The organism is Streptomyces sp. NRRL F-6492, from assembly GCF_001280125.1.
Taxonomy (GTDB): domain Bacteria; phylum Actinomycetota; class Actinomycetes; order Streptomycetales; family Streptomycetaceae; genus Streptomyces.
Genome location: NZ_LGEG01000276.1, coordinates 1 through 25,506, shown reverse-complemented (window position 1 = coordinate 25,506; position 25,506 = coordinate 1). Strand labels below are relative to the sequence as shown.

27 protein-coding genes and 5 pseudogenes are annotated in these 25,506 nt (G+C 72.6%); 12 read left to right on the top strand and 20 right to left on the bottom strand.

Features of this window, described 5'->3' with window-relative positions:
- Positions 1 to 95: 95 nt before the first annotated feature.
- The 6 genes from ADL08_RS33120 to ADL08_RS33095 all read right to left on the bottom strand — a co-directional run bounded on the left by ADL08_RS33120 (position 96) and on the right by ADL08_RS33095 (position 4,515).
- Positions 96 to 269 (bottom strand): hypothetical protein, encoded by a 174-nt coding sequence (locus tag ADL08_RS33120; RefSeq protein ID WP_159043168.1) that lies wholly within the window; start codon positions 267 to 269, stop codon positions 96 to 98.
- Positions 270 to 369: 100 nt separating this feature from the next.
- On the bottom strand, positions 370 to 744 hold the full coding sequence (locus ADL08_RS33115; protein WP_053649668.1) for an FKBP-type peptidyl-prolyl cis-trans isomerase: 375 nt from the start codon (positions 742 to 744) through the stop codon (positions 370 to 372).
- A gap of 197 nt (positions 745 to 941) precedes the next feature.
- Positions 942 to 1,685, bottom strand: coding sequence for an amino acid ABC transporter ATP-binding protein (locus ADL08_RS33110; RefSeq protein WP_053649666.1), 744 nt, complete (start codon positions 1,683 to 1,685; stop codon positions 942 to 944).
- Positions 1,682 to 2,581, bottom strand: a complete 900-nt coding sequence (locus ADL08_RS33105) for an amino acid ABC transporter permease (protein WP_234352356.1) — start codon at positions 2,579 to 2,581, stop codon at positions 1,682 to 1,684. Before ADL08_RS33105 ends, ADL08_RS33110 begins: the two co-directional genes overlap by 4 nt.
- 10 nt (positions 2,582 to 2,591) lie before the next feature.
- Positions 2,592 to 3,464, bottom strand: coding sequence for an ABC transporter substrate-binding protein (locus ADL08_RS33100; RefSeq protein WP_053649664.1), 873 nt, complete (start codon positions 3,462 to 3,464; stop codon positions 2,592 to 2,594).
- A 214-nt stretch (positions 3,465 to 3,678) separates the two neighbouring features.
- A complete protein-coding gene (locus ADL08_RS33095; RefSeq protein WP_053649662.1) occupies positions 3,679 to 4,515 on the bottom strand; it encodes an SAM hydroxide adenosyltransferase in 837 nt (278 codons plus the stop codon).
- Positions 4,516 to 4,851: 336 nt separating this feature from the next.
- Between ADL08_RS33095 and ADL08_RS38590 the strand changes: the two are divergent.
- Positions 4,852 to 5,169: pseudogene (locus ADL08_RS38590) on the top strand (IS110 family transposase); the annotation flags it as partial.
- Positions 5,170 to 5,185: 16 nt separating this feature from the next.
- Positions 5,186 to 5,257 (top strand): annotated as a pseudogene (locus tag ADL08_RS39285) (hypothetical protein); the annotation flags it as partial.
- Here the strand turns inward: ADL08_RS39285 and ADL08_RS38585 are convergent.
- Positions 5,242 to 5,553, bottom strand: coding sequence for a hypothetical protein (locus ADL08_RS38585; RefSeq protein WP_053649660.1), 312 nt, complete (start codon positions 5,551 to 5,553; stop codon positions 5,242 to 5,244). The pseudogene ADL08_RS39285 and the gene ADL08_RS38585 sit on opposite strands and share 16 nt — an antisense overlap.
- Positions 5,554 to 5,896: 343 nt before the next feature.
- Between ADL08_RS38585 and ADL08_RS33085 the strand changes: the two genes are divergently transcribed.
- The 3 genes from ADL08_RS33085 (at position 5,897) to ADL08_RS33075 (ending at position 7,914) form a co-directional block, all read left to right on the top strand.
- On the top strand, positions 5,897 to 6,076 hold the full coding sequence (locus ADL08_RS33085; protein WP_053649658.1) for a hypothetical protein: 180 nt from the start codon (positions 5,897 to 5,899) through the stop codon (positions 6,074 to 6,076).
- Between the two features lie 405 nt (positions 6,077 to 6,481).
- A complete protein-coding gene (locus ADL08_RS33080; RefSeq protein ID WP_053649655.1) occupies positions 6,482 to 7,147 on the top strand; it encodes an NUDIX hydrolase in 666 nt (221 codons plus the stop codon).
- An 83-nt stretch (positions 7,148 to 7,230) separates the two neighbouring features.
- On the top strand, positions 7,231 to 7,914 hold the full coding sequence (locus ADL08_RS33075; RefSeq protein ID WP_234352355.1) for a YoaK family protein: 684 nt from the start codon (positions 7,231 to 7,233) through the stop codon (positions 7,912 to 7,914).
- A 113-nt stretch (positions 7,915 to 8,027) separates the two neighbouring features.
- On the opposite strand, the gene ADL08_RS33070 is transcribed toward ADL08_RS33075, so the two are convergent.
- The 3 genes and pseudogenes from ADL08_RS33070 to ADL08_RS39275 form a co-directional block, all read right to left on the bottom strand.
- Positions 8,028 to 8,258 (bottom strand): hypothetical protein, encoded by a 231-nt coding sequence (locus tag ADL08_RS33070; RefSeq protein ID WP_053649651.1) that lies wholly within the window; start codon positions 8,256 to 8,258, stop codon positions 8,028 to 8,030.
- Positions 8,259 to 8,556: 298 nt separating this feature from the next.
- A pseudogene (locus tag ADL08_RS39280) lies at positions 8,557 to 8,643 on the bottom strand (DUF1996 domain-containing protein); the annotation flags it as partial.
- Between the two features lie 140 nt (positions 8,644 to 8,783).
- Positions 8,784 to 8,852: pseudogene (locus ADL08_RS39275) on the bottom strand (hypothetical protein); the annotation flags it as partial.
- Here ADL08_RS39275 and ADL08_RS39100 point away from each other — a divergent pair.
- Positions 8,847 to 9,134, top strand: a pseudogene (locus ADL08_RS39100) (substrate-binding domain-containing protein); the annotation flags it as partial. The pseudogenes ADL08_RS39275 and ADL08_RS39100 sit on opposite strands and share 6 nt — an antisense overlap.
- Positions 9,135 to 9,344: 210 nt before the next feature.
- On the opposite strand, the gene ADL08_RS33060 reads toward ADL08_RS39100, so the two are convergent.
- Positions 9,345 to 11,135, bottom strand: coding sequence for a bifunctional metallophosphatase/5'-nucleotidase (locus tag ADL08_RS33060; protein WP_053649647.1), 1,791 nt, complete (start codon positions 11,133 to 11,135; stop codon positions 9,345 to 9,347).
- A 327-nt stretch (positions 11,136 to 11,462) separates the two neighbouring features.
- Between ADL08_RS33060 and ADL08_RS38575 the strand changes: the two genes are divergently transcribed.
- Together ADL08_RS38575 and ADL08_RS33055 are read left to right on the top strand one after the other, a co-directional pair.
- Positions 11,463 to 11,801, top strand: coding sequence for a DUF6518 family protein (locus ADL08_RS38575; protein WP_234352354.1), 339 nt, complete (start codon positions 11,463 to 11,465; stop codon positions 11,799 to 11,801).
- Positions 11,798 to 12,100, top strand: a complete 303-nt coding sequence (locus ADL08_RS33055) for a hypothetical protein (protein ID WP_234352353.1) — start codon at positions 11,798 to 11,800, stop codon at positions 12,098 to 12,100. The genes ADL08_RS38575 and ADL08_RS33055 overlap by 4 nt, the downstream gene beginning before the upstream one ends.
- A gap of 146 nt (positions 12,101 to 12,246) precedes the next feature.
- On the opposite strand, the gene ADL08_RS39270 is transcribed toward ADL08_RS33055, so the two are convergent.
- Positions 12,247 to 12,543, bottom strand: coding sequence for a hypothetical protein (locus ADL08_RS39270; protein WP_199837147.1), 297 nt, complete (start codon positions 12,541 to 12,543; stop codon positions 12,247 to 12,249).
- A 44-nt stretch (positions 12,544 to 12,587) separates the two neighbouring features.
- Here ADL08_RS39270 and ADL08_RS33045 point away from each other — a divergent pair, with 44 nt between their 5' ends.
- From ADL08_RS33045 to ADL08_RS33035, 3 genes are all read left to right on the top strand, one after another.
- Complete coding sequence (locus ADL08_RS33045; protein ID WP_053649642.1) at positions 12,588 to 13,793, top strand: cupin domain-containing protein; 1,206 nt, start codon at positions 12,588 to 12,590, stop codon at positions 13,791 to 13,793.
- A 10-nt stretch (positions 13,794 to 13,803) separates the two neighbouring features.
- Complete coding sequence (locus tag ADL08_RS33040) at positions 13,804 to 14,718, top strand: sucrase ferredoxin (protein ID WP_053649640.1); 915 nt, start codon at positions 13,804 to 13,806, stop codon at positions 14,716 to 14,718.
- A 92-nt stretch (positions 14,719 to 14,810) separates the two neighbouring features.
- Positions 14,811 to 15,242 (top strand): DUF6003 family protein, encoded by a 432-nt coding sequence (locus ADL08_RS33035; RefSeq protein WP_053649637.1) that lies wholly within the window; start codon positions 14,811 to 14,813, stop codon positions 15,240 to 15,242.
- A 55-nt stretch (positions 15,243 to 15,297) separates the two neighbouring features.
- Here the strand turns inward: ADL08_RS33035 and xdhC are convergent, their stop codons facing one another.
- Genes xdhC through ADL08_RS33020 form a run of 3 tightly spaced genes read right to left on the bottom strand, consistent with a single transcriptional unit; the run spans position 15,298 to position 19,968 of the window.
- Positions 15,298 to 16,107 carry a xanthine dehydrogenase accessory protein XdhC gene (gene xdhC, locus ADL08_RS33030; RefSeq protein ID WP_053649635.1) on the bottom strand — a complete coding sequence of 270 codons (810 nt, stop codon included), beginning with the start codon at positions 16,105 to 16,107 and terminating at the stop codon, positions 15,298 to 15,300.
- A 1-nt stretch (position 16,108) separates the two neighbouring features.
- Positions 16,109 to 18,508 carry a xanthine dehydrogenase molybdopterin binding subunit gene (gene xdhB, locus ADL08_RS33025; protein ID WP_053649632.1) on the bottom strand — a complete coding sequence of 800 codons (2,400 nt, stop codon included), beginning with the start codon at positions 18,506 to 18,508 and terminating at the stop codon, positions 16,109 to 16,111.
- A complete protein-coding gene (locus tag ADL08_RS33020) occupies positions 18,505 to 19,968 on the bottom strand; it encodes a xanthine dehydrogenase small subunit (RefSeq protein ID WP_053649630.1) in 1,464 nt (487 codons plus the stop codon). The genes xdhB and ADL08_RS33020 overlap by 4 nt, the downstream gene beginning before the upstream one ends.
- 752 nt (positions 19,969 to 20,720) lie before the next feature.
- Between ADL08_RS33020 and ADL08_RS33015 the strand changes: the two genes are divergently transcribed.
- Complete coding sequence (locus ADL08_RS33015; protein ID WP_053649628.1) at positions 20,721 to 21,455, top strand: hypothetical protein; 735 nt, start codon at positions 20,721 to 20,723, stop codon at positions 21,453 to 21,455.
- Positions 21,456 to 21,588: 133 nt separating this feature from the next.
- Here ADL08_RS33015 and ADL08_RS33010 read toward each other — a convergent pair whose 3' ends face one another.
- The 5 genes from ADL08_RS33010 to ADL08_RS32990 all read right to left on the bottom strand — a co-directional run bounded on the left by ADL08_RS33010 (position 21,589) and on the right by ADL08_RS32990 (position 25,202).
- Positions 21,589 to 21,906, bottom strand: a complete 318-nt coding sequence (locus ADL08_RS33010) for a hypothetical protein (protein ID WP_234352352.1) — start codon at positions 21,904 to 21,906, stop codon at positions 21,589 to 21,591.
- On the bottom strand, positions 21,903 to 22,529 hold the full coding sequence (locus ADL08_RS33005) for an RNA polymerase sigma factor (RefSeq protein WP_053649626.1): 627 nt from the start codon (positions 22,527 to 22,529) through the stop codon (positions 21,903 to 21,905). The genes ADL08_RS33010 and ADL08_RS33005 overlap by 4 nt, the downstream gene beginning before the upstream one ends.
- A gap of 199 nt (positions 22,530 to 22,728) precedes the next feature.
- Positions 22,729 to 23,301, bottom strand: coding sequence for an antibiotic biosynthesis monooxygenase (locus ADL08_RS33000; RefSeq protein ID WP_053649624.1), 573 nt, complete (start codon positions 23,299 to 23,301; stop codon positions 22,729 to 22,731).
- A 60-nt stretch (positions 23,302 to 23,361) separates the two neighbouring features.
- Positions 23,362 to 24,264, bottom strand: a complete 903-nt coding sequence (locus ADL08_RS32995) for a serine hydrolase (protein ID WP_053649622.1) — start codon at positions 24,262 to 24,264, stop codon at positions 23,362 to 23,364.
- Positions 24,246 to 25,202, bottom strand: a complete 957-nt coding sequence (locus ADL08_RS32990; protein ID WP_053649620.1) for a LysR family transcriptional regulator — start codon at positions 25,200 to 25,202, stop codon at positions 24,246 to 24,248. The genes ADL08_RS32995 and ADL08_RS32990 overlap by 19 nt, the downstream gene beginning before the upstream one ends.
- Positions 25,203 to 25,506: the final 304 nt, after the last annotated feature.

Sequence of the window (25,506 nt, the reverse complement as noted above, 5' to 3'; positions counted from 1 at the left end):
CCACCCGCTATGAGAAGACCGCCACCGTCTACCTGGCCGGACTCCACGTTGCGGCCATCTTCATCTGGTCAGCACGATGATCCGAGAGAAACTGCCTAGCCGCGCGCCGCCACGAGACAGAAGCTGTCGCCGTCGAGCCCGTCGTTCAGCCTTCCCGACGGATCCACCGGATGCCGGCCGAGCTCCTCCGCGTACACCCGGTGACGCAGCCCATGGATCCAGTCGTGATCCCGAGGCGTCGCCTTGCGCAACTGCAGGGCATGGTCCATGCGTATGTCCCCCTGAAACGATCCGGCCTTCACAAGCGGTCCGGGACCCGGGGAAACCGCCTGAAGTCCGCGGACCGGGCCGGGGAGCAGGCGGCCCGCCTCAGGCCGAGAGCAGGTCCACCACGAAGACGAGGGTCGAGCCCGCCGGGATCAGCGGCGAGGGCGACTGCTTGCCGTAGCCGAGGCGCGGGGGGACGACGATCTCGCGCCGGCCGCCGACCCTCATCCCCCTGATCCCCCGGTCCAGGCCCTTGATGACCCGGCCGCCGCCCACGGCGAACTTGAACGGCCGGCCCCCGTCCCAGGAGGCGTCGAACTCCCTGCCCGTTCCGAAGGTGACCCCGACGTAGTGGATCCGGACGACCCCGCCCGGCTTCGCCTCGGCCCCGTCTCCGACGACGAGGTCCCGGACCGTCAGCTCGGTGGGGGCGTCGCCCTCCGGAAGGACGACCTCGGGCTTCGTCGGTTCGCTCATCGCGGTCTCTTCACTCTCCGCCGGAAGCCCTCTTCCGGAACGGCCGGGCGCACGGTCGTTCCATGCGTGAGGGGTTCACCCTACTGAGGGCGCGGACAGGCTCCTGTGCCGACATGCCTGAGGAGACCGGGCGCGACAGGCGGCGGGGAGTCGTTCACGGGGGCCGGCTCCGGCCCGGCGGGATCGGGGGGCGCGCTTCAGGAACGGTCGAGCGCCCGGGCGAGGAAGCGCCGGGTGGACTGCTCCCTCGGGGCGGTGAGTACCTGCTCCGCGGTGCCCTGTTCCACGATGACGCCGTCCTCCAGGAAACAGACCCGGTCCGCGACCCGCCGGGCGAAGTCCATCTCGTGCGTGGCCATCAGGATGGTCAGGCCGCGCTGTTTGAGGTCCGCGACGACGTCCAGGACCTCGCCGACCAGTTCGGGGTCGAGGGCCGAGGTGATCTCGTCGAAGAGGAGCAGCTCCGGCTCGGTGGCCAGCGCGCGGGCGATCGCGGCGCGTTGCTGCTGCCCGCCGGACAGCCGGTCGGGGTGTTCCCGCGCCTTGTCCTCGAGTCCGAGCCGGGCCAGCAGTTCGCGGGCCGACGCCTCGGCCCGTCTGCGGGGGACGCCGTGGACGCGGCGTGGTGCGAGCGTGATGTTGTCCAGCACGCTCAGGTGCGGGAACAGGTTGTAGGCCTGGAAGACGATGCCGATCCGCCTGCGGGCGACGTCGGGGTCGAGACGGGGGTCGGTCAGTTCGGTGTCGCCCAGGTGGACGGTGCCGTCGTCGACGACCTCCAGCAGGTCCACGCACCGCAGCAGGGTCGACTTGCCCGAGCCCGAGCCGCCGATGAGGCAGACGACCTGGTGCTCGGCGACGTCCAGGTCGACCGACCGCAGGACCGGCCGTGCTCCGTACTGCTTGCGGACGCCTCGGATGCGCAGCAGGGGTCGGCTCATCGGTCCGCTCCCGCCCAGGTGCGCCGTGCCGTCCGCCGCTGGAGCCGGTCGGCGAAGCGGGTCAACGGAATGGTCACCGCGAGGAACAAGAGGGCCGCTCCCAGGTAAGGGGTGTAGTTGAAGTCGTAGTCCGCCTTGATCTGCGCCGCCCGCAGCACCTCCAGCGGTCCGAGTACGGCGACCAGGGCGGTGTCCTTCTGCAGGGCGATGAAGTCGTTGAGCAGGGGCGGGAGTACGTTGCGTACCGCTTGGGGCAGCACGACGTGCCGCAGGGTCTGCCGTTCGTTGAGCCCCAGTGCCCGCGCGGCGTTGTGCTGTGCGGGATGCACCGAGTTGAGGCCCGCCCGGAACACCTCCGCCACGTAGGCGGCGTAGGAGAGGACCAGGGCGATCACGCCGAGGACCCAGGGCTCGGACGGCGTGCCCTGCAACTGCAGCGCCGGAAGGCCGAATCCGATGAGGAAGACCAGCAGCAGGGTCGGCACGCCGCGGAAGACGTCCACGTAGACGGCCGCGGCGAGCCTCAGCGGTTGCAGGCCCGGTGCGCGGGACACGCGCACCAGGGCGATCAGCAGCCCCAGGACGAGGATCAGCACCTCGGCGATGAGGAACATCTGGATGTTGAGCCAGAAGCCCCGCAGGAGTTCGGGGAACGCGGCCCGGAGCTCGGCTCCGTCGAGGAACAGGCTGTCGACGCGTTCCCAGCCCGGCGAGGTGACCGCCGCCACTCCCAGCACCGCCAGGCCGAGGACGGTGCACAGGGAGGAGGTCCAGGCGTGGCGGCGTTTGCGGGAGCGGCGGAAGCCTCGCCGTTCGAGTTCGTGGTCGCTGGGGCGGTGGGCGTCGTCCGGCGGGGCGACGGGTGGGTGGGGCAGGGTCGTTTTCTCGAGGTCCACGGTCGTCCCGTTACCGCTTCAGCTCGGGGACGTTCGCCGAGGCGGACAGCCACTGGGAGGTGAGCGCGGCGAGCGTTCCGTCGGCCTTGAGCGCGTTCAGGGCCCGGTTCACGCAGGAGGTGTACCCGCTGTTCTTCGGCAGGAGCAGGCCGAACTCCTCGGGATTGCCGCCCGCGTAGCCGAACTGACCGATGATCTTCGCGTTGTCGACCTCCGCCCCGGCGAGGTAGAAGACGGTGGGCAGGTCGGTGACGATCGCGTCGATCTGGCCGTTCTTCAGCGCGTTGACCTCGTCCTTGGTCGTGTTGAAGACGCTGGGGCGGCGCGAGGGCTTGAGCTGGTCGAGCACGGCCTGGTAGCTGGTCGTGGCCACCTGTACGCCGATCCTGGCGTCCTTGAGCGCGCCCAGGGACGCGGCGTTGGCGAATTTCGAGTCTTTCAGGGTCAGGATGGCCTGGTTGGCCGTGTAGTAACTGGTCGAGAAGTCGACCGCTTTCGCGCGCTGCGGAGTGATGGAGATCTGGTTGATGTCGAAGTCGAAGGACTTCGCTCCGGGCGCGTAGGAATGGGCGAAGGGTTCGACGACCCATTTCACCTGGTCCCGGGCGAAGCCCAGCTTGTCGGCCACCGCATAGGCCACGGCGCTTTCGAACCCCTTTCCATTGGAAGGGGTGTTGCTGTCGAACCAGGGCTCGTAGGCGGGGGAATCGGTCGCGACGGTCAGCCGGCCGCTTCTGTGGAGGCTGGGGCTGTTCACCGTGCAGTCGGGGCCGCCGGAGGCGGTGGCCCCGGGGGTGCTCTGCGGCTGGGGGGCGCAGGCGGTCACCACCAGTGCGGTGACGGCGGCGGCGGATGCGGCGAGGGTCGTTCGGATACGGGACATCAGGGGTCCTTAGAAAGGAAGTCCGGGAAAAGGTACGGAAAAAGGGGGGCCGGTGTTGTGCGTTCAGCTACACAGATCGGCGGCGCAGCGCACGTTGTCGACGTGGCGGCGGCGTACCAGGGGGAGAGTTCCGGACATGCGTTTCAGCATTCCGGCTCACGGAGACCGGCGTCAATCTCGCCCGTCCGCAACGGGGTAACGCGTTGATAACATGTCAGCTGGTGAGACGAAACACCTGGTCACCCTGGCGCAGACCGAATGCCTCGGCCGCGGAACCACCACGGACGACCAGTTCGGCGAAGCCGATCCCGGAACTCCCGACGGTGATTCCGGGCTCGCCGAGCGGGACGTCGGGAAGCCGGTCGTAACAGCGCACCCGGACGTCACGGTCTTCGTGCCGGTTGTGTACGAGCAGTCCCTCCCCGCCCGCGTGGCCGGGCAGTTCGGCGGCCGGCCGGTCCAGCTTGCAGTTGCCGAAGTTGTCCACGACGGCGACCCGCACCTCGGGTGCGACGGATCGACTCACGTCCATCGGCTTTCCGGGGACCGGGCGGCCGTCGGCCAGCCAACGGGCCAGCAGGGGCGCGTACCACAGGCTCCGGAACTGGGTGCGCGCCACTTCCTCGATCTCGTCCGGCGTCAGCCGGGCCCATCCGGCGGCGGCGGTCTCCAGCACCTCGCGGATGTCGGTGACCTGGACCTCCGTCAGCCCCAGGTAGGTCGCCAGCGGTGCGAGGACCCGGTGGTTCGCCGTACTGACGATCAGGTGCTCTCCGTGGCGGAAGTGGCAGAACGGGACGCCGTTGGGCCAGTGGCCGTCCCTGGGGGCGATGTTGACCAGGACCACCACCGGCTGCGTCGGCCCGCCGACCAGATCCGTGGAGCGGAGCAGGTCGAGCAGCGTGAGGGCGGCGCTGCCCTCCGGATCCGGTCCTTCGAGCGGCAGGACGGTCGGCGTGGCGCCGAAGAGGGCGGCGATCCGGGTGGACTGGCGGGCCAGCGCGTTGGGGTCGGCGCAGTCGGTGAGGGAGATGACCGGTGGGAGGGTCATGGCGGGTTCTTCGCCTTCTGTGAGGGATGGAGGGGGGTGGGGGACGGGTCCGTGCTGGGCGGGGCGGTGAGGGATGGGGTTGGTGACGGATGGGGGGCGGCGATGGATGGGGGGTGCCCGGAGCCGCCGGTGACCGGGCCGGGACGACAAAAAACGGACCCTCCGTATCCGGAGGGTCCGTCGCGTCCTGCGCGCACACGGCTTCGCTAGCGAAGCGCCTCCGGGTTCGGGGGCATCATTCGCATCATGGCGAGGGTGGCGGTGTGCTGCATGAACGGGACGCTAGCACCCGGAAGGGGCGCCGGGGGCATCTGTCCACGGAGTGAACACCCGGGGCCGGCCGGTCTTCTGTTGTGCCCCGAGCAGCTGCCCGACAGCGAACCGAAGCCGCGGGCCGTCTTGGACAAGCCGACCGCGGAGTTCGGCACCGTCCTGGTGATCGTGGACCGGCCTGCCTCCATCGGCACCTTCCCGCCGGCCGTGGCCCGGGACGCGGGCTACCGGGTCGCCCACCTGTCCGGCCTGGCGATGCGCCGGGTCGCCGACCTGTATCCGGGCGAGGCGAAGACCGACACGTGCGACGCGGTGGTGATCGCGGGCGCGGCCCGCGCCCTGCCGCACATCCTGTGCTCGCTGGAGCTCACCGAAGCGCTACGGCTCCCCGACCGCCCTGCTGACCACCGTCGGCGACGACACCTGCTTCCGCACCGCCGCCCGCCTCGCCTCCTACGCCGGACTCGCCCCGGTCACGGAGTCGTCGGGCACCTCGATCCACGCCGAGATATCTGCGGCAGCCCGCCGGACAGCGTCGTTCCGGTCCCGGGCGAGGTTCGCGCAGGCCGCCGCGACGCCCGGCACACCGCCCGGTCCCACGAGCGCGTCATGCACCCCGGCCTGGAGCCAGTCGGCCTGGTTGTCGTCGGCCTCGGCGACCGCGAGAGCGACGAGCCTCACGGCGGCCACCGTCCCCACCCGGGCCAGGGCCTCTGCCGTCTGTCGGGTCACCGCCGTGTCCTCGACGTCCAGCAACAGCCCCACCAGCGCTTCCGCGGCCTGAGGAACATCAGGGAAGGAAGCAAGGTCGCGCCCGGCACGAGCGCGTTGCGTCCACGACGAAGACGACGCCCCAGCCAGGGCAGCCTCCAACCCACTCATCATCTCTGGCACGACCAGACAGTCTCACGCCCCGCGAAGAAGAGCGGACCCCGGGCCGAAGCCGCCCGCACGCTTGACGAAGAACGTAGGCCCTCGCCACGGCCGCTCGCCCCCGCGAGGGCTCTTCTGGGCTCCGACTCGACTTCTGTGATGTGGTCGCGTTGACTACGGCACAGGCTTCAGCGAGGCTGCGCTCCATGATCCACTCTCTCGCCCGGGGGCGTACATGAAGACGTTGGCGGCATCGCTGAAGCGGGCCTGGATCGACTGGGCGGTCTGCCTCTTCATGGCGGTGACCGCCGCCGGTTGCAAGAGCCCCTTCTTCATCGTCTTCTTCGCTGCGACAGCGCTGCTGGCGGGGTTTACCGGTGCCCGGAAGACCTGGCGGCCCATGAGGCCGAACTGAGATCGAGCGGAGAGCAGCGGTCTGGGTGAGGGTGCGCGGGGCATCCCGGTCCACGAACGGAAGGACCCGTATGAGCCACACATCAAACGTGTTCGACAAGCCGCCCGTGCCCGTCCGGGCCCGGCCGTCCGGGTACCACGGCCGCCCACCGGACGTCGCCGGGCGGCTTGAGGAGGGCTACGGCGGCGACGCCACCGGTACGGTCCTTCCGCGGCCCCGGCCACAAGCGGATTCGGGCTCCGGCGCGACGTTCCGGTCGAGGACCTCGTGAACCGCGCCGTCGGTCCACACCGGGCGGAAGGAACCCCCGGGCCCGGCCGGGCCCGGGTCGAGTTCCTCGATGTCCGTGCGCTGACGTTCGCCGAGCGGCCGACGCCCGTCCTCTCACCCTGGGAGGAAGGGGAAGTGGACCGTCTCTGGGAGGAGACGACGGCCCGGAACCCCGCCACGTTCGACGGGCCGCTGGTGGCCTGTCTCGGCGTCGACCGGCCCGGGGCCGGGGAGCTGGTCGTGCGCTGGGCGCCGATGCCGTACCGCTGTCGCGCCCTGCGTCGGCTACGGCCGCCCGCCCAGGTTCCCGGGTCCGTGTTCGTCACCGTCCTCGTGCCCACCGAGGACGGCCTCCTGGTCGGGCGCGGGTCCCCCGCCACGGCGGCGCCCGGCCGGTGGGGCCTGCCGGGCGGCGCGGTGGAACCGCCCCCGGCCGGTGCGCCCTTGGACACGGCGGAACTGCACCGGCACGCCGCCCGTGAGCTGGTCGAGGAGACCGGGATCCGCATCGCCGAGGAGGAGCTGCGGTTGTGGGCCCTCACCCGGTCCGACCGGTTCGGCAGCCTCGGCTTCCACTTCCTCTGCCCGCGCACGTCCAGCGCTCTCGTGCGCCGCCTGCACACGGATCTGTCCGCCGTCCAGGCCGGTCACGACGCCGGTCCGGAACTCGACGAGATCGCCTTCGTAGCCTCGGCGGCCGCCGCCGGGCGTCTCGGTCCTGCGGCGGACTACCTGCCGCAGGTGCTCGACCGGTACGTCGCGGACCGACCTGAAGGGCCGGCTGTTCCCGCACGCCGGTAGGCCGCGTGCGGGTTCGGGAGGGGTGCGCCACGATCGGCCGCGGGGCGTTCGCGGGGCGTCGGGGTCTCTGGTGCACTGAGGGGATGAGGTGGGTGCGGGCCGTCGGTGGCGGGAGGAACGGGGCGGCGGGGCGGCGGATGTTTCCCGAGGGCCATCCCCGTGCGCGGTTCGCTCCGCTGCTGCTCGTACTGACGTTCCTGAGCGGGCTGGTCGACGCGGCGAGCTTCCTCGGGCTCGGCCGGGTCTTCGTGGCCAACATGACCGGCAACGTGGTTTTTCTCGGGTTCGCCCTGTCCGGCGTCGCCCAGTTGTCGGCCCTGGCCTCCGCCGTGGCGTTGACGGGCTTTCTGGCCGGGGCGGTCGCGGGCGGCGCGTGGCGGCGGGACGCCGAACCCGGTCGGCTTTTCGCGCCGCTGCTCGCCGTCCAGGCGCTCCTGGTCGCGCTCGCTCTCGCAGCGCAGGGGGCCGGGTGGGGTCGCTACGCGGTACTGGTCCCCCTGGCCTGCGGCATGGGGCTGCAGAACGCCGTCGTGCACCGTCTGGGGGTGCCCGATCTGACGACGACCGTCATGACCAGGACCCTCACCGGGCTGGCCGCGGACCGGCCGGGGCCGGCGACCGTACGGCGGGGGCTGTCGGTGGCTACGCTCGCCGCAGGAGCGCTGAGCGGCGGTCTCCTGCACGCCCGTGCCGGAGTGGAAGCGGTCCTCGTCGCGGCCCTGGTGCTGTCGCTCGCCGTCGTCCTCGCCGCACGCCACCGGCGCTGAATAGCGGGCGGCACCGGGCGACACCGGGCGGCCCGGCACCTGCGCCGAACCGCCCGGTGCCGGGCTGTGGCTTCCGTTGTGGGTGGACCGGTGGCCCCGTGCGCGACTGCCGGTCACGGACGGGGGTTCGTACCGAGCCCGTCGAGTTCTTGTCCGGCATTCCTGGCGATGGTGGCGGCCAGGTCCTTCGCCTCCCGCGCTCCGCCGGAGGTCTGTTCGCCCGCGCAGAGCGTCCTGGACTGCGCGAGATGGGTGCGGAGGCCGTCGGTGAGGATCTGTTCGAACTCCTTTCCCGTCGTCTTCTCCGCTCTCGCGAGGGCGTCGAGGCCGACCATGCCGGGCATGTCGTGCCCCTCGTGGGGGCGGGTGTCGGGGACTCACGAGGGGTCCAGGAGCTCGCGCGGTCCCGCCAGTTCCTCCTCCAGTCGCGTTCCGGTGCGGGCCGCGAGGACGGTCAGGGCCGGGTCCTTCGTGCGCGAGGGCGCCAGGTCGGTCAGGAGGCGGGCCCGCTCGTTCATGGGGATCACCAGCTGGATCCAGGCGGTGTCGGTGGCGTTGAAGGCCGCTGCCCGCGGAGCTTCCGGGGGTCGGGTAGCCGATGACGAAGGAGACGGACGGGATCGCGACGGGGTGGTCACCGCCGCACCTGCCGTTCTGGGCGAAGGCGACGTGCGACTTGTGGTCCGGGCTGTCGAGGTGCTCGCCGTCCCAGCAGTCGGGGAAGAGCAACTGGTGGACGAGCTTGGCCTTGGGGCGCAGACCGGCCAGTTGCCGTCGGCGCCGCGGCCGGTCTCGACGGCCCTGCCGCCTTCGTAGAGGGTGGGGATCCAGTAGGCGGACAGGTCCTCGGCGGGGGTGCGGCTGGTGCCCGTGTGGGCCGGCAGGCTCCGCGTCGTGGTGAACGCGTCGGTGCTCCTGTTGCCGAAGAAGCCGTGCATGCGGGACGCGCCGGGCAGGCCCGGAACGACGATCGGGTCGTCGGGCTTGGAGTGGCTGTAGGCGCAGGTGGCGTTGGACTCGGACACGCGGACCGTGCCGGCGGGCACCGCGGCCGGGGTCATGGCGCGGAGCAGGCGGGCCGCCGCGTGCCCGAAGACGTGGCCGTCGTCGGCTTCGACGCCATCGAGGCCGCCGCGTACACCGCACCGGCGCTCACCTCCGTACGCAGCCCCATGGCCGATCAGGCCATCGCCACGGTCCACCTCCTCCTCGGGCTCGTCGAGGGCGGCCCCAGGGAGCCGGTGGTCATCCCGAACGAACTCGTGGCCCGCGAGTCGACCCGAGCACGTGCCGTGGTACGGCGACACCACCGGCCGCCCGGAGAGGGTCCCGGGCGGCCGGTGGTGTCGAGAGACACGGTGGTGTCGAGGGGCGCGTTGGTGTCGAGGGGCATGGGCCCGTGTGCGGGGGCCTGGCGGCGCTCGGTCGCGTCAGCTCTTGACGCGGATGCGGACGCGGTCGAGGGGTGCGGGAGAGATCGTCCCACGGGCTCTGAGGTAGTCCACGAAGCTCTCGTGGTCGGCGCCGTTGCGGACGGGCGCGGTGTAGCCGGCGAAGGCGTCGTACCCGTCGGCGCCGATGACCGTGTAGGCGAGGGCGGCCACCCGGTAGGTACGGGTGGGGTCGAGCGGCCGGCCGTCGATCACCACGTCGCGCGGGGAGACGCGGTCGCCGACGGGCCGGGCCGGGTCGAAGCTGTACGAGACGTTGCGGGACACGGCGAGCGGTGCGGACTTCACCGTCCCGTCCGCCTGCTTCTGCCACTGCTGTTCGAGGATCGCGTCAAGCTGACGACCCGTCACACCGACGGTGAGGACCGGGTTCCCGTAGCCGTAGGCGTTCCAGGACTCGCCGAACAGGATGCGCCCGTCCGCGTCGGCGGGGTGGCTCCCCTTGTCGAACGGCAGGTCGCCCCGCACGGCGTTGCTGCCCTTGGCGGGCCGCGCGGAGATCAGCGCCAGGTCGGCCCGCCCCGCGCGGGTGCGGTTGGCGTTCCAGTACTGCGCGTCGGCGTACAGGTCGGCCGCCGTGCTCTCCCCCGCGACGTTCGGCGTCCGGGTGAAGGAGCCCGTCTGCCGGGCGAGCGGCTCGGCGAAGCGCCGGGCCCCGCGCTCGGCCCAGTAGTCGACGATCTTCTGGACGTCGCGGTCCGGTGCCACGTCGCGCGTCACGGCGTGGTTGACGGACCGGGTGCGGTCCCTGAGGACCTCACCGGTCCTCGGATCGAGGGCCAGGTCGATCTCGTTGATCACGGCGCCGTGGTTGCCCGCTTCCACGATCGGGCGCGGTATGCCGGCCGGGTCGGGCACCATGCAGTTGAAGCGGCTGTGCCAGTCCCCCGTGACGATCGCGTCGATCTCGGCGGGGACCTTCTTCGCCAGTTCGAAGACCGGGCCGAAGGCGGAGTCGCACGCGTCGTAGCCCGCGGTCGCGGCGTCCGTCTGCGAGCCGCCCTCGTGCACGTTGAGGACGATGGCCTCGACGCCGCGCCGCTGGAGTTCCGCGGTGTGGCGCGCGATGGTCCGCGCCTGGTCGAGGGCGCGCAGCTGCGGCTGGAAGGAGGTCGAGTTGGTGACGGAGCCCTCCACCGTGGTGCTGATGAAGCCGACGGGCATCCGCTTGCCGCTGTCGGATTCGAACCACTCGACACGGTACGGGTCCACCACCGGGCGACCGGTCCGCGCGTCGACGACGTTGCCCGACTGGAAGTCGAAGTCGGCGCCGTGGAAGCGCCGTCCGGTGGAGTCCGTGAAGCAGCTGTCCACGTCGATCCGGCCGAAGCAGCGGCCCTCTTCCATGTGCTGGACCAGGAACTCCGGGGAGACGTCCAGCTCGTGGTTGCCCATGGCCGAGAAGCGCACGCCGAGCCTGTTGAGGACCTCGATCGTCGGCTCGTCCTGGAAGGCGTCCACCTCGAAGGGCCAGCCGGCGAAGCTGTCGCCGGTGGCGAAGGTGACGGAGCGGGGGTGGTCGCCGCGGAGGCGCTCCAGGTGGGTGGCGAGGTAGGCGGCGCCGCCGACGGTGACCGAGGTGCCGCGTCCGGTGGGGATGGAGCCGCCCTGCGCGGCGCTGGGCGGCTGCAGATGGCCGTGGAAGTCGGTGATGCTGAGGAGTTGGACGTCGACGGTGTCGTCTGCGGCTGCCGGTGAGACGGACAGGGCGCCGCCGAGGAGGGCGGTGCCCGCGGCGATGACGCCGATCCGGCGAAGGAAGTTTCTCAAGGCGATGACTCCTTCGGAGTGGGGCGAGCGAACTCATCCCACTCGTCGTCGGTGTCACGGCCGTGAACGTCGTACTGCGCTCCAAGGCATGGGGAATGACCGCTTCAGCGGAGCTCCGTCCGGCGGGCAGGCGGCGGAAACGCGAGTGGGCCGGCGGCCCAACTGCCGTTGCCGCAGAGGCGAAAACGGAGTCTGTGGATCGTCTTGTGCACGGCGAACGGTTCCCGGTCGGCGGTGGGGGAACGCACCGCCGGTTCCGCGCATCCGCATCACCGCGCCAAGGGGCGTGAAGCCCCTCGGCCCCCGAACGAGACGGTGAGTACCACCATGAGCGCGTCTCCTGTCATCCCTGTCACCGCCTCGGTGTCCGACACGAGCGGAAGGGGCTGGGCCCGTGCGACGGCATCGGCGTTCGTCGGAGGGCTCCTCCTCGGCGTCCTGACCAACCTGGCCCAGGGCCGGCTTCCGGGGGCCCGGAACCAGATCGCCGGCTCCGGTGCGGTCTGGTCCGCGATGTCGATGCGCGGGTCGGTGGTGCGCCGGGAGTCCTGGACCCGGCCGGCTACCCGGCGCACCTGCCCTCGGTCGCCGGTGATCTGCCGCCCGGTGCCCGGGCCTTCGCCACGGACGGCGACCACTACGACTTTCGCGGCAGGCGATGCGTGAAAGACCTGGCGCTCCGGGCCGTCCGGGGTGCCGGCGGCGAGGAGGTGGAGGTCAAGTTCGGGCACAACTGCTGGAAGCACGACCAGGACCTGGTCATCCGGTACACGGGCGTGTCCCGCTTCGTCATCGAGCCCGCCGGCGCCACGGGGGCGGACCTCGGAACCGTGGTTCTCGACGAGATCCTGCCGCACGGAGACGGCTGCAGCCACGAGATCGCCTGCTGGGAGGGGACGCTCACCGTCGTCTGCCGTGACCTCCGGGCGACCTGGACCGAGACCGACTGTTCCGGCAGGTCGTAGGGGTCACCGCATCCTCCCCGTGCCCTCCGCGCGCCCTTCCGGGTCCCGTCCCGCTCCGGTTGCCGCTCCGAGCTGCGTGAGTGAGCTTGTAAGGGGTACTGGGAGGTTCCGAGCGGGACCCAGACGATCCCCGGTCGCCCGATTCCTCAGGAGGAGACATGACTCACCCGGAGCAGGACCCGAACCAGCAGGAGGGCCCCGCGGACGGTGGCGCGGCGGGTACGCCCGGCGTGCACGACGGTGGTGCCGACGGCGGTGCGGAAGGCCCTGCGGACGGCGGTGCGGCCGGTACTCCGGGCGTCCACGACGGCGGCGCCGACGGCGGTGCGGAAGGTCCCGCGGACGGCGGTGCGGCGGGCACGCCCGGCGTCCACGACGGCGGCGCGGACGGAGGAGCCGAAGGCCCCGCGGACGGCGGTGCGGCGGGCACGCCCGGCGTCCACGACGGTGGTGCCGACGGCGCGGCCGACGAGACCGGTCGCGGCGTTTGAGCACGGCCCCCACGACGCTTCGGGACACCGCCGCCGACACCGGCCGCGGTGTCCTCGAAGCGCGTCTGACGAACCTCAGCCGCGAGGAGTTCGCCCGGGACGTCTGGGGGCGCGCTCCGCTGCTCACGCGCGGAGCCGGTGACTTCTCCGACCTGTTCTCGGCGTCCGCCGTGGACGAGCTGATCTCCCGGCGCGGACTGCGCACGCCGTTCCTCCGCGTCGCCAAGGACGGCTCCACCCTCCCCGAGTCGTCGTTCACCTCCTCCGGAGGGGTCGGCGCGACGGTCGCGGACCAGCTCGACGACACCGCGCTGTGGCGGAGCTTCGCCGACGGAGCCACCCTGGTCCTGCAGGCGCTCCAGCGCACCTGGGAGCCGATCGCGGACTTCGCGTCGCGGCTCGGCACGGAGCTGGGCCACCCGGTGCAGGCCAACGCCTACGTCACCCCGCCGCAGAACCGCGGGTTCGACGACCACTACGACGTCCACGACGTCTTCGTCCTGCAGATCGCCGGCACCAAGCGCTGGATCCTCCACGAGCCCGTGCACCCGGACCCGCTGCGCGACCAGCCCTGGACCGACCACCGCGCCGCCGTCGCCGACGCCGCCCGGGGCGAGGCGTACCTCGACACCGTGCTGGAACCCGGCGACGTCCTCTACCTGCCGCGCGGCTGGCTGCACGCCGCCGAGGCGCAGGGCGCGGTGTCGATCCACCTGACGCTCGGCGTGCACACCTGGACGCGGCACGCGCTGGCCGAACAGCTGACGCGGGCCGCGCTCGCCCTCCTGCGCGACGACCCCGAGATGCGCGGCTCCCTCCCCCTGGGCGTGGAGGGGCCGGACGACGAGCTCGACCTCGTACGCCGGCGTCTCGTCGAAGCGCTCGGCGAGGCCGATCCCGCGCCCCTGTTCCACCGCGCCCGCCGCGGCCGGGCGCGCCCCGGTCCCCTGGGGCCGCTGGCGCAGCTCGCGGCCGTCGACGGCCTCTCCGCCGGAACGCCGGTGCGGCTGCGCGAGGCGCTGGAGGCACGGCTCGACGGCGGGCGGCTCTCCACCCGCGCCGGCTGGCTCGACTTCCCGGAGGCGGACCTGCCTCCGGTGCGCCGGATCCTCGACGGGGAGGTCCATCACGCCGGTGACCTCGGCCTTCCCTTCGTCGAACGACTTCTGCGCGCGGGCGTACTGGTGCCTGCCGGGCCGTGAAGCGGGCGGAATGACGGCTCTCCCCCGCTTCTTCTGCGCCGAGGCCGCCCGGCTGCGCGGCGACCCGCTCGCGGGCACCGCGCCGTACGGCTCGGTCTGGATCCTCATCGAGTACCGGGCCGGATGGCCGGTCAACGGCTTCGACGGCCTCGACCTCGAACCGGAGGTCAAGGCACGGGTGTACGCCGCCGCCCAGGCGCTGCGCGCCCGCATGTTCCTGATCAGGCGCCACGGACGCCGCAGGCCGGACGATCCGCCGCGCTGGGCCGTCCTGCGGTACGACGGGGACGGCGCCCACCGCCAGAAGTGGGGCGTCTGGCGGAACGACAAGGACCTGGCGGAGATCGTCGACGCCCTGGACTCGTCCGGAGAACGGGACCACCCGCCCGTCGTCCTCGTCTGCGCCCACGGCACGCACGACGCCTGCTGCGCCGTCCGCGGCCGTCCGGTGGGGCGCGCGCTGAGCGACCGCTGGCCGGACCTGGTGTGGGAGTGCACGCACGTGGGGGGCGACCGGTTCGCCGCCAACGTCGTCGTCGCACCCGACGGCGTCTACTACGGCGACCTCGACGCCGCCTCGGCGGTGACGGTGGTCGAAGGGCACCTGGCGGACCGCATCCGCGCGGACCACCTGCGCGGGTACACCGACCTCGTCCCGTCCCAGCAGGCCGCCCTGTCCGCCGTGCTCCGGCACGCGGGCCCGTCGGGGCGGCACGACTACGCGATCGAGGAGACGGTCCGCGAGGGCGACCGGTGGCGGATCCGCGTCACCGGCCGCCTCGCCGGCCTCTCGGCCTTCGAGGTCGAGGTCCGCGCCCACCGGTCTCCGCCCCGCCGGCTCACCTGCCGCGGCCTGTCCCCCGCCTCGGCGGTGTCCTACGAGGTCGTGTCGCTCCACGTCGGCCGATCCGGCGACCGGTCGTGAAGGACGGCCGGGGGCGGCGGTCATGGTGGAGCCGGAAGCGGGTAGGCACAAGCGCAACGACACCACGGCACACCGCTTGGAAGTGATCCACCATGACTGACGACGCCTACCTCTTCCTCGTCGAGACCTCCCCCGGCCCGGGCTGGCAGGGCACGCCCGTCTCCCTCGTCGGGGAGCTGGAGTGCCTGCGGACCCCGGCCGTGCGGGCCTGGCTCGGCGCCCACGAGACCGACGTCGCCTCCCCGGCCCTGCGCATCGTGCCGCCCGAGCAGACCGGGATGATCCCCGAGGACGCCGAGCGGCTGCCGGTACCGCTGGACGGAGAGGAACTGGAGCGGGTGCGCCGGGCCGGCGCCACCGATCCGGTGGCGGCCGTCGAGGAGGAGCTGCTGGCCTACCGCGACAGCAAGGAGGGCCGCAGCGCCCTGCTGAGCAAGGCCCTGGCCGTCGGCGTACCGGCGCACCGCATCGTGGAGCTGTCCGGGGTGGACCCCGCCTCCCTGCCCTCCTCCCCCCGCCCCTGAACGGTCCTCTCGGACCGTGCCGTCCCGGGAGGCCTTCGCGGTGCGGTCCGGGGCGTCAGTTCCCTTCGGTCTCGAAGGTGCGCAGCAGGTCGGCGGCGACGCTCACGGCGATGGTCGCGGGTTCCTTGCCGGTGATGTCGGTCAGTCCGATCGGGGTCTTGATCCGGGCGACGGCGGCCTTGTCGTGGCCGCCTTCCGCGAGGAGGCGTTCGCGGAAGCGTCCCCATTTGGCCGCCGACCCGATCAGCCCTATGGAACCCAGGTGGGGCGTGCGCAGGGCCGCGTCGCACAGGGCGGCGTCCTCGGCGTGGTCGTGGGTCATGATCAGGACGTGGGTGCCGCGCGGCAAGCACTCGAGCACCTCCTCGGGCAGCAGCGGCGTGTGGTGCACCCGCACCGCCGCCACCGCGTCCGCGAGGACGGCGAGCCGCTCCTCGGCCAGGACGTCGGAGCGGCTGTCGACCAGATGGAGGTCGAGGTCCTGACGCGCCAGGATGCGCGCCAGTTCCATTCCGACGTGTCCGACGCCGAAGACCGCCACCGCCCGCACCACCGGGAGGGGTTCGAGCAGGATCGAGACCGTGCCCCCGCAGCACTGCACGCCGTGCCGGTTGGTCACCTTGTCGTTCAGGGCGAAGTCGATCAGTTCCGGTCCGGGCGCGGACGCGCCGATCATCTCCCGGGCCCGGTCGATCGCGACCGCCTCGACGTTGCCGCCGCCGATCGAGCCCCACGTCCCGGTCCGCCCCACGACGAGTTTCGCGCCGGCGTCGCGGGGGGCGTGGCCGCGCACGGTCGCGACGGTCACGAGCACACCGGCCTCCCGGCGCGCCCGTAGCCGTGCGACCGCGGTGACCCAGGTCATGTCAGGCACGGTGCGACGCTTCCGCCCCGGTGCGCGTCCCGTCGCCGGGGCGGCGGTCCGGAAGGGGGTCGGCCCGGCGGGCCGCCTGGACCGCCCAGTACACCGCCTCCGGTGTGGCGGGCGAGGCGAGTTCCACGCCGGCTCCGGCGGGGCCGAACGCCGCGGCGGCCTGCCGCAGTGCCTCCCGTACCGAGAACGCCAGCATCAGCGGGGGCTCGCCCACGGCCTTGGACCCGTAGACCGCGCCCTCCTCGGTGGCGTTCTCGAGGAGCCGGACGTGGAACTCCTCCGGCATCTCGGAGAAGCTGGGGAGCTTGTACGTGCTCGCCGCCCGGGTGAGCAGCCGGCCTCGGTGCGGTCCGTCACCGGTGTCCCAGCGCAGGTCCTCCAGGGTCAGCCAGCCCGCGCCCTGGACGAAGCCGCCCTCGACCTGGCCGATGTCGATCATCGGGGAGAGGCTGTCGCCGACGTCGTGGACGATGTCCACCCGCCGGATGCGGTACGCGCCGGTGAAGCCGTCCACCTCGACCTCGGCCGCCGCGGCGCCGTAGGAGAAGTACTTGAAGGGCGAGCCCCGGAACGTCTTCGCGTCCCAGTGCAGGCCCTCGGTGCGGTAGAAGCCGGCCGCCGACAGCTGGACCCGCTGGAAGTACGCGGTGCGCACCAGGTCGTCCCAGGCCAGTTCCCTGTCGTCGCCGAGGACACGGGCGACGCCCTCGACGATGCGTACGTCCGAGGCGTTCGCGCCCAGCTGGGTGGCGGCCACCCGCGTCAGCCGTTCGCGCAGCTGCTCGCAGGCGTTCTTCACCGCCCCGCCGTTGAGGTCCGCCCCGGCGCTGGCGGCGGTGGCGGAGGTGTTGGGCACCTTGTCGGTGCGCGTCGGGGCGAGGCGCACCTTGTGGAGCGGGATGCCCAGGGTGGTCGCGGCGACCTGCAACATCTTGGTGTGCAGTCCCTGGCCCATCTCGGTGCCGCCGTGGTTGACCAGGACCGAGCCGTCCTTGTAGATCAGCACCAGCGCGCCGCCCTGGTTGAAGGCGGTGAGGTTGAACGAGATGCCGAACTTGATGCCGGTGACCGCGAGCCCCCGCTTGGTGTGCGGGTGCGCGGCGTTGAACGCCGCGATCTCGCGCAGGCGGTGGGCGACGTCGCCGTCGGCCCGCACCTGCCGCCAGACCGTGGAGATCCGTTCGGCGTGCGTGACAGGCTGTCCGTACGGTGTCGTCTGGCCCTGACCGGGCCGGTAGAAGTTGCGCTCCCGCAGCTCCATGGGGTCGAGGCCGAGCAACGGCGCGCACCTGCCCATGATGTCCTCGATCACCAGCATGCCCTGCGGGCCGCCGAAGCCGCGGAAGGCGGTGTTGGAGACCTTGTTGGTCCTGGCTATGCGGCCGGCGACGCGTGCGTGGGGGATCCAGTAGGTGTTGTCGACGTGGCACAGCGCACGGGCGACCACCGGTTCGGACAGGTCCAGGCTCCAGCCGCCGTCCGCGGTCAGGGTGGCGTCCAGGGCCTGGATGCGGCCGTCGGCGTCGAAGCCGATCCTCCACTCGGCGTGGAAGCCGTGGCGCTTGCCGGACATGGTCAGGTCCTGGGTCCTGTTGAGCCGGACCCGGACCGGCCGGCCGGTCAGTCTGGCGCCGAGCGCGGCGACGGCCGCGAACCCGTGCGGCTGCATCTCCTTGCCGCCGAAGCCGCCGCCCATCCGGAGGCACTGCACGGTCACCTCGTGACTGGGCAGTCCGAGCACGTGCGCGACGATCTCCTGCGTCTCCGAGGGGTGCTGGGTGCTGCTCTGGACGAACATCTGCCCGTTCTCGTCGACCAGGGCCAGCGCCGCGTGCGTCTCCAGGTAGAAGTGCTCCTGGTCGGAGAACAGGAACTCGCCCGAGAAGACGTGGGCGGAGTCGGCGAAGCCGACGTCGACGTCGCCGGTGAGCATCACGGGCCGGGCGCCGTGGAAGCTCCCCGCGGCGATCGCGTCCCGCAGCGAGATCAGGGAGGGCTGTTCGTCGAGTTCCACCTCGACGGCCTCCGCGCCGAGGCGCGCCGCCTCCAGGGTCTCGCCGAGCACCCAGGCGACCGCGTGGCCGTGGAACATGACCTCGTCGGGGAAGAGCGGTTCGTCGTGCTTCATCCCGGCGTCGTTGACCCCGGGCACGTCGGCTCCGGTCAGTACGCGGACCACACCGGGCACGGCGAGCGCGGGCCCGGTGTGCAGCCCGGTGATCCGGCCGCGGGCCTTCATGACCTGGACCGGGTAGGCGTGCAGCACGTCCTTGGTGCGGTGCACCAGGTCGTCGGTGTAGAGCGCGGCGCCCGTGACATGCAGGTGGGCGCTCTCGTGCGGCATCGAGACGCCGACGACGGGCTTCGCGGGACGCTCGGACAACTGGCTCATGACGACACCGTCCCGGTGGTTCGCACGTACAGCTTCCTCAGGCTCTGGCCGAGCATCTCGGCGCGGTAGGCGGCACTGGCGCGGTGGTCGTCCATGGGGGTGCCCTGGGTCCGCAGGACCCGGGCCGCGGCCTCGACGGTCTCCGCGGTCCACGGCTCGCCCTCCAGGGCCGCCTCGGTGGCGAGGGCGCGGACGGGGGTGGCCGCGACGCCGCCCAGGCCGATGCGCGCCTTGCGGACCGTCCCGTCCTCGATGTCGAGCGCGAAGGCGACCGCCACGCTGGAGATGTCGTCGAAGCGCCGCTTGGCGATCTTGTGGAAGGAGGTGACCGGTGACAGGGGCAGCGGGACGCGCACCGCGCGGATCAGCTCGCCGGGACGGCGCACGCTCTGCCGGTAGCCGGTGAAGTAGTCCGCCAGCGGGACCTCCCGCTCGCCGTCGGCGTCGGCGAGCACCACCGACGCGTCGAGCGCGAGCAGGACCGGCGGGCTGTCTCCGATGGGGGATCCGGTGCCCAGGTTGCCGCCGAGGGTCGCGCCGTTGCGGATGAGCCGGGAGGCGAACTGCGGGAAGAGTTCGGCGAGGAGGGGCACGCCGCCGTCGAGGCGGCGTTCGATCTCGGTGAGCGTCAGCGCCGCTCCGATCTCCATGTGATCGGACGCGACCCGCAGCTCGCGCAGTTCGGGCAGCCGGTCGACGGCGACGACGCAATCCGCGCGCCGGGAAAGGATGTTGACCTCCACGCCCCAGTCGGTGGAGCCGGCGATCACCACCGCGTCGGGCCGCTCCCGCAGCAGCCGCAGTGTTTCGTCCAGGGTGCTTCTCCGCAGGAACGCGCTGTCGCCCCGGGTGTACTCGGTGGCCACCGGTCCCGGCGGGGACTGCTCGCGGCGCCGGGCCAGGGGGTCCTCCTCCGGGGGCATGCCGACGGCGAAGGCGGCATCGCGGATGGGGCGGTAGCCGGTACAGCGGCACAGGTTGCCGCTGAGCGCGTGCAGGTCGAAGCCGTTCGGGCCGTGCTCGGGGTCGGTGCAGGCGGCCGGGTCCACGTGTGCCCGGCGGTCGGGCCGGTAGTACTCGGCGGCCATGCTGCAGACGAATCCCGGTGTGCAGTAACCGCATTGGGAGCCGCCGCGGACCGCCATCTCCTCCTGCACCGGGTGCAGGGTGGCCGGCGTGCCGGCTTCACCGGCGGTGGCGAGCCCCTCCGAGGTGACGACCTCCTGACCGTCGAGGGCCGCGACCGGGAGCAGGCAGGCGTTGACCGCCACCCAGTCGGTGGGCTCGTGCGTCCCCGGGCGGGCGACCAGGACCGCGCAGGCTCCGCACTCGCCCTCGGCACAGCCCTCCTTGGTGCCGGTGAGGCCGCGCTCGCGCAGGAAGTCGAGCACCGTGGTGTGGGGTGCGGCCGGGGAGATCGGTGCTTCGTCGCCGTTGACCGTGATACGCGCCGCCGTCACGACAGGCCCGCGGTTCGGCGCGCGATCGAGCGGTTCATCGTGTTCGTCAATGTTCGGGCAGCTTTCTGTATTCAGACGCGCCGCGCGAGAAGGGGCGGGCGCAAGAAGGCATGCGTCAGCGAAGTGCTGGGGAAAGGGGGTGCGGGGACGGGGAACCACGAAACCCGCGACGTGCCGTGGACGGGCACGGAGGAAAGGACGCGTTCAGCAGCCGTGCGCGATCTGGCCCGGAACCCAGGCGGTGCATTCGGCGGGGCGACCGAGGTCGGAGTGGGTGAGCATCCGCCGGTCGCCTCCTTCCGGGAGCTGTGGGACGACGTTGACCGCAAGCTAGTGGCTGGCGTCGTGGAGGTCAAGGGAGGGGCGTCGCGGGACGGTGGTCGCCGTTCCTCCCGCTCGGGGCGGCGGGTCAGGCCGGGAAGGGCAACGCCGTCGGCCGGGACGGTCCCGCGCTCGTGCGGCAGGCGGCCGGGCCGGGCCGCCGCCGTGTCCGCCCGTCCGCCCGCCCGTACCCCCGCCCGTACACCCGTCTCCGGAACGAGGAACGGAGCGAAGAGCCGCCTGCGGAACCCGCGTGAAAATCCGTTTGGCGGGCCGTCGCGATCGCTGCTACGTTTCCCGAGGCCGTGCGAGAGAACGAGGAGGTGGTACCCGTGAACGCTGTATCGACATGGGTGCTCCCCTCCGGGGTCACGGTCGGGCGATAGGTCGTCCGGGAGCGCCGTTCCAGAGCACTCCCGAAAGGCACGACCGTGCACTTCACTTCCGAACAGCGCCTCGACGACGGCGTCCTCGAGCGCGAATTCACCCTCGGCGAGATCCCCGGCATCCTGTGGACGCCCGCCTCACTCCCCGCCCCGGCACCGCTGATCCTGCTCGGCCACCCGCCGCTCGGGCTCCGCAGGATGTATCCACGACTGGCGGAGCGGGCCCGGCAGGCCGCGGCGGACGGCTTCGCCGCGGCCACCGTCGAGCTTCCCGGGAGCGGTGACCGGCCCCCTCTGGCCGGAGCCGAACAGGCCCGTGCCGACCTGCGCCGGGCCCTGGAAGCCGGTGGGCCGGTCGACGACGGAATCATCGACGCCCTCGTCCTCCCGCTCGTCGAGGAGTCGGTCCCCGAGTGGCGGGCCGCTCTGGACGCCCTCCTGTCGCTGCCCGAGATCGGCGGCCCGGTCGGGTACTCGGGAGGGGTGATCTCCATCGGCATCCGGCTCGCGGTGGTCGAGCCACGCGTCTCGGCCGCCGTGCTGTTCGCCGGGAGCCTGGTGCCCGCCACCATGTTCGAGGAAGCCCGCCGGGTCACCATTCCGCTGCACGTCCTGCTGCAGTGGGACGACGAAGGAAACGACCGGCAGGCGGCCCTGGACCTGTTCGACGCCTTCGGCTCCGAGGAGAAGACGCTGCACGCCAACATGGGCGGGCACACCGGCGTCCCCCGATTCGCGGGGGACGCCGCGGCTCGGTTCTTCACCCGGCACCTGAAGTAGGGCCGGGGCCGTCAGGCCTGCCGGCGGACGGCACGCTGCTCGGCGTCGGCGGGACGGGCGCGGGCGGGTGGTGCGCTCTGCGCTCCGCCCGCCCCCGGAGTCGCGAGCACCGGGCCCACCCCCGACGCGATCGTCAGACGCGTCGCGGTGTGCAGCTCCCCCCGGCGCAGGAGCGGCGCAACCGCCCGGCGGAAACGGTCTCCACGAGGCCGACGGCCCAGCACATCGGGCAGCCGCGCAGGGCGACCAGGCCGAGCGGGGCGAGCAGCAGACCCGCGGGCCCGACGACCCGGAGCAGGACCAGTGAACCGATGAGCGCACCGAATCCGATCGCGCCGCGGGCCAGGTGGCGCGGGACGGTGGCGCTCGCGAAGCCGCCGCGTCGTGGCGCACGGTCACCGGCGGGGGCGCCGGACGGGGCGGCGCTCGTCGTGGTGGGGGCAGGTGTCATCGTCCTCGTCCTTCCGTGGATGCCGGCTCTTCGCGCAGTGCCTCGCGTACCGCCGAACGGGCCCGGTGCAGACGGGACTTCATCGCGGCGGTGCTCAGCCCGAGCCGGCCCGCGACGACACGGCCGGGCAGGCCCTGGACGTCCCGCATGATCAGTACCCGTCGCTGGTCGGCGGGCAGGGCGGCGATCACGGCCCCGACGCGTTCGGCTTCCAGGAGCAGCAGGGCCTCCTCCTCGGCGGACCGTGCGGTGTCGCCGGACGCGTGGTTCCCGTCCGTCGCCCCGTGGTGGCCCGGGTCGTCACAGCACCCGGGTCCTCCACTGCCCGGGGCGGCCGGGCCGTGGAGGATCAGGGCGCGGGTGCGGCGCAGGCACTCGTTGCGGACGATCCGGAACATCCACGACGCCAGCGCTCCGGAGGCCCGCAGCATGCCGATCTTGCGGTAGAGGATGAACAGCGCTTCCTGGGCGGCGTCCTCCGCGTCCTGGGGTGTGGCGCACAGTGTGCGCGCGAACCGGTGCACGTGCGGGTACGAGCCGTGCACCAGGGCGGTGAGCGCCTCCGTGTCGCCGCGCTGCGCCGCGGCGATCAGGGTCTCGCCGGGCCAGGTGCGGTCAGCCACGCCGACCCCTCCGGCGACGCAGCACCGTGACGGCGCACGCGCACAGCAGCAGCGCGGCGGCCGTGGCGATGACGACGGTGGTCATGGGTTCCTCCCGGTGGGTCCTGGTGCGGACGAGGTCGTCCGCACGTTCATGAGAGGCGGGGCGGGCGCGAAAGGATTCGCCCCCGTGCCGGGAAATGTCCGTGGCCGACGGAGGCTACGGGGTGAGCCAGCCGCGCAGGAGCCTGCTGACGGCCGGCATCGCCACGTACGTCATGAGCACGTTGAAGACGCAGGCCGTGACGGCGTTGCCGAGGAGGAGGGGGAGCGTGGCCAGGTGGGGCAGGAGAAAGAGGCTGCCGAGGACGGAGATCGGATAGATGGCGAGGGTCGCGCCGATCGCCATCTTCCACCGGGGCGGCGCGGGCCGGACGGAGCCCGGCTCGGCGAACCAGGTCTCCATGCCGGTCAGTTCCCGCCGGGCGATCTCGGTGTGGTGGTGTCCGTCGCAGTCCGCGAACCAGGCCGCGCGCTCGGGCGACTCCTGCCAGGTCCGACACGCCCCGGCGTCCCGGAAGCGGTGGACGAGGAACCACGGGGCGTCGCCTCCGGAGGAGCGGAAGAACCCGTGTCCGAGGTGGCCGGGGAAAGCGGCCGCGGTGTCGAGGATGCCCCTCGCCCACCGTTCGAAGGCGGCTTCGTGGCCGGGGTCGACCCGGCGGGCTATCAGGAGGGTGACCTCGCCGGTGTCGGCGGGAACGGTGGCGTGCTCAAGACTGACCGCGGTCAAGACGGACTCCTCGTGATCTCGCCGCGCCCCCCGGTACTGTACGCGCCTGGAGCGGGTCGGTCAGACGTGGCGCAGGTGGTCGCGCAGTGCCCGGGCCGCCTGGCCCATCAGCGCGTCCGCGCCGGGCTGGACGGCGGCCGGCACCAGGGATTCGGTGAGCACCGCGACGGCGTAGGCGCCGCCGTCGGTGTGCTCCACCACGCCGATCTCGTGCCGGAGGTTGAGCAGGGTGCCGGTCTTGGACCACCAGGTGGTCGCGTCCGAGGCGAAGTCGGGGGTGAGGCGCTGGCGGAGCACGTTGTGCAGCATCAGTCCGCGCACCGCCTCCGCGACCTGTGGATGGAGGGCCGTGGGCGTCCAGAGTTCCTGGAGCAGGTCGACCCATGCCCTGGCGCTGCCGGTGTTGGCACGTGTCGTGTCGAGCTGCGGCACCCGGTGGCCGCGTCCGCCGGTGCCGGCGTCGATGGCCAGCGCGTGCGCGAGGTGCGCCTGGGCGGTGTCGAAGCGTTCGACGGGGGTGTCGCTGAGCTCGTCGGCGGTGTGGCGCACGGAGATGCCGTGGAGGCCGAACTCCCTCAGGAGGGCGGTGACCCGGGCGGGTGGGGTGAGGCCGAAGAGGGTGTCGGCGGCCCGTTCGTCGCTCAGGCAGGTGCTCAGGTAGAGCAGGTCGTCGACGGCGATCCGCGCGGGGTGGCGAAAGCGGGTGAGACCGGTGGGCCCGGGAGCGGTGCTGCGTCCCGGAGCGACGTCGAGCGCGGTGGCGCCGTCGAGTTCGCCGCGCCGGATGCGCTCCAGGGTCGCCACCGCCAGGGGGACCTTGACCAGGGAGGCCGAGGGGAGGGCGGTGTCCGGGTCGACTCCGATCTCCTCGCCGGTGCGCAGGTCGCGTACCAGGAGGCAGCCCCGCAGCCCGCCGTCCGTCAGCCGCCGCTCCACCTCGTCGATCAGCGTGTCGGTCCGCACGTGCCCGCCTTCCGGTTCCCGTTCGTTCCGTCCCCGTCCCCGCTCGTTCCCGTATCCCCCGCCGAGGTGTCGTCCGCGCCCAGGCAGCGGGCGAGGGCGCGGCCCAGGCGGCTGACCGTTCCGGCCGGGTCCCCGCCGTCCGCCGCGCGGAGCGCGAACCCCCGGACCGGGTTCAGTTCGCCCATCGGGCGCCAGTGCAGGCCGAGCCCGGCGGCCTGTCCGGGCGAGCAGAGCAGCAGGTCGTCCCCGTACAGCACTTCGGCCACGGCGTCCGTCAGGTCGGTCGCCGTGACGAACTGCGCGGGGCGCAGTCCGACCGCGTCCCGCAGTCGTGCCAGCGGGTCGCGGACGTGCGGTACGTCGTCCTCGGGCTGGATCCACAACCTCCGCGCCGGGTCCCGGTCGGTCCGGCCGATCCGCAGGGTCTCCAGCCAGACGCGGCGTACGCCGGGATCCGCTGCCGTGGCGACGCCCAGCGGCACCGACCAGACCGCTTCGTCGGACGGCACCGCCAGCACCGCGGCCCGCACCTGACGGGCCCGTACCAGGTCGCGGCGTTCGGCGGGCGGCGCGGCCCGCGGATCGAGGGCGATCCCGAGGGCCCGGGCGTCGGCGACGAGGCGCGCCAGCGCCACCGTGCCGCAGACGGCGGGCACCGCGATCCGCCACGGCCTGCGCCGTGCCGTCTCGGCTTCGTGGAGCAGCACGTCGGCGGCGCGCACCAGGGCCCGCGCCGACGGCAACAGGTCCCGGCCGAACGGGGTGAGCACCGCGCGGCGCGACGTCCGTTCGAAGAGCTGCTCGCCCACGTGCTCCTCCAGCGCGGCGACGCGTCGGCTGGCCACCGGCTGGGACATGCCGGCCGCGGCCGCCCCGACGGTGAAACTGCCGTGTTCGCCGACGCTGACGAAGGCTCGACTCGCTGCCACCAGATCCACACTCCGCACCCTATGCGCCGCCGCGCGCCATGCCGGTTCCGCATGGAACGGCGCGTGCCGACATTGGACCGCACGGCGGCGGCGGGCGAACGTGGTCGGGTACTCATGACACGTACCGGGCCGGTGCCGTGCGGGACCGGCCCCTACGCGCCCCTGCCCGGGGCGCACCGGAGGTTCGGACCATGCAGCCCACCCGCGTCAGGCGCGTCCTCACGGGATTCGCCGCCGCGCTCGTCCTCGTCCCGCTGACCGCCTGCGCCGAGCAGAAGGCGCAAGCCTCCCCGTCCTCCCCGCCCTCCCCCAC

Bases quoted from the DNA above. Each gene is read 5' to 3' on its own strand.
- ADL08_RS33095 (WP_053649662.1), bottom strand. From the start codon at position 4,515: ATGACCCTCCCACCGGTCATCTCCCTCACCGACTGCGCCGACCCCAAC.
- xdhC (WP_053649635.1), bottom strand. From the start codon at position 16,107: ATGACCTGGGTCACCGCGGTCGCACGGCTACGGGCGCGCCGGGAGGCC.
- ADL08_RS33040 (WP_053649640.1), top strand. From the start codon at position 13,804: ATGACGGCTCTCCCCCGCTTCTTCTGCGCCGAGGCCGCCCGGCTGCGC.
- ADL08_RS33120 (WP_159043168.1), bottom strand. From the start codon at position 269: ATGGACCATGCCCTGCAGTTGCGCAAGGCGACGCCTCGGGATCACGAC.
- ADL08_RS33085 (WP_053649658.1), top strand. From the start codon at position 5,897: ATGAAGACGTTGGCGGCATCGCTGAAGCGGGCCTGGATCGACTGGGCG.
- ADL08_RS38575 (WP_234352354.1), top strand. From the start codon at position 11,463: ATGAGCGCGTCTCCTGTCATCCCTGTCACCGCCTCGGTGTCCGACACG.
- ADL08_RS33070 (WP_053649651.1), bottom strand. From the start codon at position 8,258: ATGCCCGGCATGGTCGGCCTCGACGCCCTCGCGAGAGCGGAGAAGACG.
- ADL08_RS33075 (WP_234352355.1), top strand. From the start codon at position 7,231: ATGAGGTGGGTGCGGGCCGTCGGTGGCGGGAGGAACGGGGCGGCGGGG.
- ADL08_RS33010 (WP_234352352.1), bottom strand. From the start codon at position 21,906: ATGACACCTGCCCCCACCACGACGAGCGCCGCCCCGTCCGGCGCCCCC.
- ADL08_RS33035 (WP_053649637.1), top strand. From the start codon at position 14,811: ATGACTGACGACGCCTACCTCTTCCTCGTCGAGACCTCCCCCGGCCCG.
- ADL08_RS33100 (WP_053649664.1), bottom strand. From the start codon at position 3,464: ATGTCCCGTATCCGAACGACCCTCGCCGCATCCGCCGCCGCCGTCACC.
- ADL08_RS33110 (WP_053649666.1), bottom strand. From the start codon at position 1,685: ATGAGCCGACCCCTGCTGCGCATCCGAGGCGTCCGCAAGCAGTACGGA.
- ADL08_RS33115 (WP_053649668.1), bottom strand. From the start codon at position 744: ATGAGCGAACCGACGAAGCCCGAGGTCGTCCTTCCGGAGGGCGACGCC.
- xdhB (WP_053649632.1), bottom strand. From the start codon at position 18,508: ATGAGCCAGTTGTCCGAGCGTCCCGCGAAGCCCGTCGTCGGCGTCTCG.